This window comes from Blautia sp. St.27G3 (genome assembly GCF_059728505.1).
Map to the genome: position 1 here is coordinate 910,841 of NZ_BAAGFO010000002.1, position 7,294 is coordinate 918,134.

General features: G+C 46.2%; 11 protein-coding genes. 3 read left to right on the forward strand and 8 right to left on the reverse strand.

Going from position 1 to position 7,294, the window contains the following annotated elements:
* Positions 1-45: 45 nt before the first annotated feature.
* The 6 genes from AC6I2O_RS13895 to AC6I2O_RS13920 all read right to left on the reverse strand — a co-directional run bounded on the left by AC6I2O_RS13895 (position 46) and on the right by AC6I2O_RS13920 (position 4,177).
* Positions 46-522: a hypothetical protein gene (locus AC6I2O_RS13895; RefSeq protein ID WP_120393095.1), complete on the reverse strand. Its 477-nt coding sequence runs from the start codon at positions 520-522 to the stop codon at positions 46-48.
* Positions 523-732: 210 nt separating this feature from the next.
* Complete coding sequence (locus AC6I2O_RS13900; RefSeq protein ID WP_120393094.1) at positions 733-1,095, reverse strand: Hpt domain-containing protein; 363 nt, start codon at positions 1,093-1,095, stop codon at positions 733-735.
* 212 nt (positions 1,096-1,307) lie between these two features.
* Positions 1,308-1,445: a FeoB-associated Cys-rich membrane protein gene (locus AC6I2O_RS13905; protein ID WP_120393093.1), complete on the reverse strand. Its 138-nt coding sequence runs from the start codon at positions 1,443-1,445 to the stop codon at positions 1,308-1,310.
* 25 nt (positions 1,446-1,470) lie between these two features.
* On the reverse strand, positions 1,471-3,618 hold the full coding sequence (feoB, locus tag AC6I2O_RS13910; protein WP_497742965.1) for a ferrous iron transport protein B: 2,148 nt from the start codon (positions 3,616-3,618) through the stop codon (positions 1,471-1,473).
* Between the two features lie 106 nt (positions 3,619-3,724).
* The gene (locus AC6I2O_RS13915) at positions 3,725-3,946 is read right to left on the reverse strand and encodes a FeoA family protein (protein ID WP_120393091.1); all 222 of its coding nucleotides are present in this window, start codon (positions 3,944-3,946) and stop codon (positions 3,725-3,727) included.
* 21 nt (positions 3,947-3,967) lie between these two features.
* A complete protein-coding gene (locus AC6I2O_RS13920) occupies positions 3,968-4,177 on the reverse strand; it encodes a FeoA family protein (protein ID WP_120393090.1) in 210 nt (69 codons plus the stop codon).
* Positions 4,178-4,322: 145 nt separating this feature from the next.
* On the opposite strand from AC6I2O_RS13920, the gene AC6I2O_RS13925 reads away from it, so the two are divergent.
* A complete protein-coding gene (locus AC6I2O_RS13925) occupies positions 4,323-4,688 on the forward strand; it encodes a metal-dependent transcriptional regulator (RefSeq protein ID WP_120393089.1) in 366 nt (121 codons plus the stop codon).
* A gap of 268 nt (positions 4,689-4,956) precedes the next feature.
* Complete coding sequence (locus AC6I2O_RS13930; protein WP_497742966.1) at positions 4,957-5,589, forward strand: S8 family serine peptidase; 633 nt, start codon at positions 4,957-4,959, stop codon at positions 5,587-5,589.
* A 634-nt stretch (positions 5,590-6,223) separates the two neighbouring features.
* Here the strand turns inward: AC6I2O_RS13930 and AC6I2O_RS13935 are convergent.
* Complete coding sequence (locus AC6I2O_RS13935; RefSeq protein WP_497742967.1) at positions 6,224-6,394, reverse strand: hypothetical protein; 171 nt, start codon at positions 6,392-6,394, stop codon at positions 6,224-6,226.
* A 235-nt stretch (positions 6,395-6,629) separates the two neighbouring features.
* Between AC6I2O_RS13935 and AC6I2O_RS13940 the strand changes: the two genes are divergently transcribed.
* Positions 6,630-6,869, forward strand: coding sequence for a chorion class high-cysteine HCB protein 13 (locus AC6I2O_RS13940; protein WP_120393087.1), 240 nt, complete (start codon positions 6,630-6,632; stop codon positions 6,867-6,869).
* 57 nt (positions 6,870-6,926) lie between these two features.
* Here the strand turns inward: AC6I2O_RS13940 and AC6I2O_RS13945 are convergent, their stop codons facing one another.
* Positions 6,927-7,112 (reverse strand): hypothetical protein, encoded by a 186-nt coding sequence (locus AC6I2O_RS13945; RefSeq protein ID WP_147412311.1) that lies wholly within the window; start codon positions 7,110-7,112, stop codon positions 6,927-6,929.
* Positions 7,113-7,294 lie beyond the last annotated feature (182 nt).

The following is a 7,294-nucleotide window of genomic DNA, read 5'->3' on the forward strand; positions in this document are numbered from 1 at the left end:
TTCCTCCATACTACACGATATGCGGTAGAAGAAAAAGGGTCACATTTATTCTACTGTACAGAGATCACGATCCAGCTTCTGCAAAAACTTCCGAGTCTCGGCAGTGGGCGCATTCGTACAAAAATCTGAAATCCACTTTTCGTGCATCGCAACATCTTTGTCATATGCCGTAACACCTGCAAAAACTTTCTGTTCAGCATTTATATCCTGACTCTGTTCATTTTCCTTGTCCACTTTCTTTTCCTCATTTTTATCCTGCTCCGGATCCATGACTGACCGCAGAATCGCATCGCAATCTGCGCCGGAACTCAACGCCCCAAGCAACTCATACTGCTGGTGAAAAGCTCTTCCGTATCTATTCCACAACTCCGCACCGTATTCCTGCAATCCAAAATGATTTGCCAGATAAGTCAAACGGTCAAAATCTTCAAAGGATAACGATACGTTCCCCAAAAGTAAATTTCTGTCATCTTCTCCACACAAATATAAAAATGCAAATTCTTCTATTTTATTCTGCTGCATAATGTCTCTCGCTCCCAAATTATTATAGTTGTACTTCTCGCCTCCAGTTAATTTTTCCTGTTATTTACAGATTCTTTATCGCTTTAACCGATTCTACCCTTCTCTTTTTGCAAAATCAACCGGAAAAATTTGGAAACTTGTACAACGCCTGATTTCTGCAAAAGAAAAGTATGCACAGAAAAAGCGAAAACGACAGCAGGCCAAAACTTCTCAAACGCCAACCTCTTCTTGCAGCGTTCTGATTGCTGCAACAGTCTGCTCATAATCTGATGCAACTTGAGCCGCCAGCTCGTCGAAACGATCGCCCCATCCGTCACGCAGCTCATCCGTAAGTTGGCTGCTGGACTCATACAATCTTGTAAAATTTAAATTTTGCGATACGCCTTTCAATGTATGTGCCGCCCGAAATGCCTCCTCATGATTTTTATCTTTCAGTGACTGACAAAGCAATGCAAAGCTTCCATCGTTTAAAAACTTCAATACAAATTTCTGCACCAGCCTTTCGCTGCGCAGACGTGCCACTACCCCCTCATAATCTCCCCCAAACGCTTCATAACATGATTGTAAACTCATTCTTATCCCTCCTCCATACATTCTGAAAACATACACTAAGTGTCCACATTATATCACACTTCTTTTTTTGAGACAATACTGTCCTTGCCTGGCAAACGTAAGTGGTATATAACAAAGAAACAGCATCTGTCTCGTCATGCATTGGCAAACAAACCACAGATACTGTTTCTGATCTTTTTACTCTGTTTTTTAACCGCTTTGCGTACTGTTTCCTATCTGCAATGTCCGCCGCAGTGTTTGCAGTCGCATCCGCAGTGCAGAGATTTTCCTGCTTTTTTATCCTTTCTCATGCTCCGTGCAGCCAACACAATTATGCCTGCCAGAAATAATAAAACAATCCCTGTCCCCATCTGTTTCCTCCTGTTATGTTCGTGATTATGCCAATCCTTTTCCTGTTATGTTCAACGTCTTACTTTCGCGGTACGGGCGAAACAACAGAAACAAAAAGCCAAGCACAAGCAAAATTGCAACTGCTGTTCCCAAGCCAAAACTTCCTCCTGCAAAAAGCAATCCGAGCTGATAAATACAAAGCGATACGATATATGCAAGTCCGCACTGATAACCAATTGCAAACCAAAACCATTTCGCATTATTCATTTCACGTTTGATCGCTCCCATTGCTGCAAAACACGGCGCACACAACAGATTAAAAATCAAAAATGAATATGCTCCAAGTGCTGTCATGCCTGCGCCGACCGCTGTCAACAAATCCGGAGTATCCTCCGCAACCTCACCCGCGATATTATAAAGAATGCCAAACGTCGTCACCACATTTTCTTTTGCAATCAGACCTGTAATCGCTGCTACGGCAGACTTCCAGTCTCCCCAGCCAAGCGGCGCAAACAGCGGTGCAAGAACCGTTCCGATCCGGGCAAGAATGCTGTATTCCAGTTCTTCGGCATCCAGCATGCCAAACGAACCTTCCACCCAGCCAAAGCCCTGCAGAAACCATAAAATAATTGCAGAAAAAAGAATCACCGTACCTGCCTTTTTGATAAAGGACCATCCGCGCTCCCACATACTTCTCAGTACATTTCCGACTGTCGGCATATGGTACGCCGGTAGTTCCATGACAAAGGGAGCCGGATCACCCGCAAACATCTGCGTCTTTTTCAAAATAATGCCGGAGCACACAATCGCTGCAACTCCTACAAAATAGGCGCTGAAAGCCACCCATGCGGAGCCCTCAAACAATGCGCCTGCAATCAGTCCGATAATCGGAAGCTTTGCGCCGCATGGAATGAAGGTCGTTGTCATGATTGTCATCTTCCTGTCTCTGTCATGTTCAATCGTTCTCGATGCCATAACACCCGGAACCCCGCATCCCATCCCGATCATCATCGGAATAAAAGATTTTCCGGAAAGCCCGAATTTTCGAAAAATCCGGTCCATGATAAACGCCACTCTTGCCATATACCCGCACGCTTCCAGAAAAGCGAGCATCAAAAACAGTACAAGCATCTGCGGAACAAAACCAAGAACGGCTCCCACGCCGGCCACAATCCCGTCAACGATCAGTCCCTGCAGCCACAATGCACAGTTTATACGCTCCAGGAAACCGGAAACAGCCGGCGGAATAATTTCACCGAACAGTACATCATTCGTCCAGTCCGTTGCAAATCCGCCCACCGTTGATATAGCAATATAATAAACCAGCCACATGACCGCCGCAAAAATTGGAAGCGCCAGCCAGCGGTTTGTGACAATCCGGTCAATTTTATCAGAATTCGTTAATTTCTGCCTGCCGGACTTTTTACAGCATTCTCCGATTATGGATGATATGTACACATAGCGCTCATTTGTAATAATGCTTTCCGTGTCATCGTCATATTTACTTTCCAGCTTTTTAATTTCGGTTTCAACATCAGGAGCGTTCTTCAACACTGAGGCAATTTTGTCGTCTTTCTCCAGAAGCTTAATCGCAAAGAAACGCTTCTGTCCCGCCGGAACACTCCCGGCAAGTTTTTGTTCTACCTCGGCAATGACTTGCTCCACCTCAGGAGCAAATTGATGTACCGGTGCAGACGCATCCTTTTTCTTTGCCAGCGCCACAGCCCGCTCAGCTGCCTCCAAAACACCAATCCCCTTCAAAGCAGAGATCTCAATTACCTCGCATCCAAGCTTTTGGCTCAGCTTTGTAACAGAAATCCTGTCTCCGCTCTTTTTTACGAGATCCATCATATTGACTGCCATGACAACCGGAATACCAAGCTCCATCACCTGTGTGGACAGATAAAGGTTCCGCTCAAGATTCGTGCCATCCACAATATTGATAATCGCATCTGGCCGCTCGTGAATCAGATAATTTCTCGCAACGACCTCCTCCAGTGTATACGGAGAAAGCGAATAAATGCCGGGAAGGTCCATGATTGTCACATCTTTGTATCCCTTCAGCTTTCCTTCCTTTTTCTCGACAGTCACTCCCGGCCAGTTTCCCACGAACTGGTTGGAGCCTGTCAGTGCATTGAACAGCGTTGTCTTTCCGCAGTTCGGATTTCCTGCAAGTGCAATTTTAATTGACATTTCCTACTCCTTCTTGCCTTATGGTTCAAATTTGTTTTCTCTACCTTATATTTGCTTCAACTATTTTATATTAGTTTCAACTAACTCTTATTTAAAAAAATAGAATCTATTCTACTTGTATCATACCCGCATCTGCCTTGCGAAGTGACAGCTCATACCCTCTTACCGTCACCTCCACAGGATCTCCAAACGGAGCAACCTTCCGAACAAAAATCTCCACTCCTCTTGTGATTCCCATATCCATGATTCTTCGCTTGACCGGTCCGTCTCCGGTCAGTTTTGATACCCTTACGGTCTCTCCGCAGGCAACCTCTTTCAACGTTTTCATAAGCGCTTCCCTTTCTGTCAGTCAAATGATAATCCGATTCGCCATGTCTTTTCCGATCGCAACGCGGGATTCTTTCACATTTACGATCAGATTCCCCCCTGCTTCAGAGACAACAGTAACCGTTCCGCCGGCCACAAAACCGAGTTTCTCCAAAAACTGTCTTGTTCCCTCTTTTCCTCCGACCTTCTTGATGATGTTGGGTTCTCCCGCTCTCGCCATTGATAACGGCATTTTTATTCCTCCTTTCTCACACTTTTTGCTTCATAGTTAGTATATTCTAACTGCAATTAGAAGTCAACAACTTTTTTTATATTTACCATTTTCAGTGTTTATGGTATACTAACGAATAGAATTCTGAATAATGCGAGGTGTTACCATGATCATCAACGAATCTGCTGAAAATTATCTTGAAACAATTCTTATCCTGAGCCACAGACTGCCAGTTGTCCGTGCAGTAGATATTTCCGCTGAGCTTGGCTTCAAAAAATCAAGCGTCAGTATTGCCATGAAAAACCTCCGTGAAAAAAATCATATTGCTGTCGCAAAATCCGGCTTTATTACACTCACGGAATCCGGTCGTGCGATCGCTGAAGAAATCTACGAACGGCATCTGCTGCTCTCCTCCTGGCTGACTGCGCTCGGCGTGGACCCCAAAACGGCAGCCGAAGACGCCTGCAAAATTGAGCATGTCATCAGTCGTGAAAGCTTCGAGGCCATTAAAAAACATGTAAATCAAAACTAGTTCCCAACCGTATTTTTTCTTTACATGTCTCATATTTTTAATAAAATGCCTTTCTTGGGAGTTCTCCTGATGAATCATCGCACAAAACTATTTTCTGCGCAGGCCCCCGGAAATCCCGCCTGCCCTTTCTGAAGAATACTCCGACATTATTTTCCGGTACCAACTTGCACCGGAAACACTGCTTTCGGAGCTGAATCAGCTCTCACCACAGATTGTTGACGCACAATACAGTATCCTGCATGCACCTTTTTCTGATGAGCTTATTACTATGGAGCAGATCGGTTATCCTGGCGTGCCAAAGCTTTTCACCTCCATTGACACGGTAAGCCTTGAGACCAGCGGAATTTTATCCGCGCAAAACCAGCCGTTTCTTTCCCTTTCCGGCAAAGGGGTGCTGATCGGATTTCTTGATTCCGGTATTGATTATACGCATCCCGCATTTCGTGCACTGGACGGCACCACCCGAATCATGCGAATCTGGGATCAGACCATTCAGACCGGTCCTGCACCGGATGGGCTTATGTACGGCACAGAATACACCAGAGAGCAAATTAATCAGGCACTCTTTTCTCCTGATCCATATGAAATCGTGCCTCAGCGAGATGAACTGGGGCACGGAACCGCCATGGCCGGCATTGCCTGCGGTACTCCGGATGCAAGTGCAGACTTCATCGGGGCTGCTCCGGACAGTACCATTATTGCAGTTAAATTAAAACCCGCCAAGCAATATCTTCGGGGATTATTTTATGATCCCGGAAGACGCACTGGCCTATCAGGAAACAGACCTGATGCTTGGTATCCGGTATATGGTCGATGTTTCCCGAAAGCTGCAGATGCCTCTGGTCATCTGTATGACCCTCGGCTCCAACCAGGGGGGACACACCGGAAATACGCCGCTTGAAGATGTCCTGACCTCCGCACAGTTCAATACCGGGGTATATGTGGTCAGCGGTACTGGAAATGAGGTCGGTCAGGGACATCATTTCCTTGGAACTCTTGACCGTTCTGAGCCATACACTGATGTGGAAATTCTCGTAGAGAAGGAAAGTTCCGGCTTTACTCTGGAATTCTGGGCAGACGCGCCGGAGCTTTACAGCATCGGTTTTATCTCTCCGCTTGGCGAAACCATTCAGCCCGTACAGCCACGCGATTTTATGACTCATGAATTTAACTTTCTTCTGGAATACAGCAAAATTTATCTGAATTATGCAATTGTTGAAATGCTGAGCGGCTCTCAGATGGCTCAAATTCGTTTTGAAACACCGACACCCGGCGTCTGGCGAGTCCGTGTCTCAAACCTTTCCTATGTAAATGGAATTTTTCATATGTGGCTTCCAGTTACCGGCCTTGTCAGCCCTGATGTCCGTTTTTATACCCCAAACACGGATACCACGCTTGTAAACCCATCCTGTGCAGAGGCGATTATGTCCGTTGGTACGTTTGACGCGTATGCAGGAAGCATGTTCCGAAACTCCGGGCGCGGCTATACCAGAAACAATCTCGTAAAGCAAGTTTTGTCTCCCCGGGCGTAAATATCACCGCTCCTCTATCCAGCCAAAGTCCTGGTGCAGCTTCTCCCGGAGCGCTCTACGGCCCCGTACCGGCTCCTGCGCAGCTTCCGCGCTGACCGCGGGCGCCACTGCCCTGGTGGTAGAAAGCGGCCTTCTTCGCGATTTCCCACGGTATTTTACGCCACGCGAAATCAAAAGTCTTTTCCAGCGGGGAGCGACCCGCAACAACAATTATACATACCCAAACCGGGAAATGGGATATGGCCTCATGAATGTTTACGGAATTTTTGAATCCTTCCTGCGACTGTAGCAGCTGTCATACCACTTTTCACAAACAAAAAAATTTTTTTCAAAAATGATCACTTTCCGTAACACCTTCCTCCCTGAAGCATATGATACATTGTAAATATCAATTTCGGAGGAAAACGAAATGAGTGATTTAACTGCTACAAACTGTGGATGTGGATGTGAAGGCAACAACGGGATTTCTATTTGCACACTGCTGATCCTGCTCGCATTCTGCGGCAATGGAAACGGTGGCTGCGGCTTCGGCGGCAACGGCGGCAACGACTGCTGCTGGATTATCCTTCTGCTTCTGTTCTGTGGCGGCTGCGGCAATGGCAGCTTCCTCGGAAACGGTGGCAACTGCGGCGGTGGCTGCGGATGCTAATGGATTCTCATCCATTTATATTAAAAAAAGGCGGGGCTTCGGCCCCGCTTTCTCATGTTATCGGAAACTTCGATTTCTGCCATTCCCTCCTATTTTCGGACTCATTCCCTGATCAGTTCTCTGATTCGCGTTTCCTTTCAGCATATCCTTTGCAGCTGTATCATTTTCTTTCCTGCGTTTTCTCAGACAGTCGTCATCAACCTCATAAAAAGCATTTCCTTCTATTACTGTATGAAATCCCATCTCTGCATCCTCCATCCACTTTTCTTACAAGCCAGATCCCCACGTTCCGAGAATCCTGGTACCATATCATATTCCCATAATCATATTTCCGCCCCACCTTACATAAACTATCAAAAAAGATTCCGGAGCCAATTCATGCAGACCCCCCCTCGACCAAATTGCAAACCAGAATCATCTTCACA